We start from the raw sequence: 268 nt of genomic DNA on the forward strand, positions 1-268 counted from the left end.
ACAACAAAATTTATCAAACCAGCAGCTATCGGAATGCCAGCAAGCCAAAACATCGAGACAAAGGGACTTTTTTCTGGAACAACTTGATCCCAAGGTGTGACTGACATTATTACAACGAGAGAAAAGATATAAAAGAGTACAATACGAAGGGGTATTGCATTAATTGCCTTTGGTAGAACTTTTTTAGGTTCTTTAACTTCCGCTGCAGTTGTTCCGGCAATTTCTATACCAACGAAGGAAAAAATGGCTATTTGAAATCCAGCAAAAA

General features: G+C 37.7%; 1 protein-coding gene. It reads right to left on the minus strand.

Features of this window, described 5'->3' with window-relative positions; genetic code table 11:
• Positions 1-268: amino acid permease (locus ACFINO_RS11215; RefSeq protein ID WP_375655928.1), on the minus strand; the 268-nt coding region annotated here is incomplete at both ends.

The organism is Bartonella sp. AA83SXKL (assembly GCF_042196965.1).
Taxonomy (GTDB): domain Bacteria; phylum Pseudomonadota; class Alphaproteobacteria; order Rhizobiales; family Rhizobiaceae; genus Bartonella.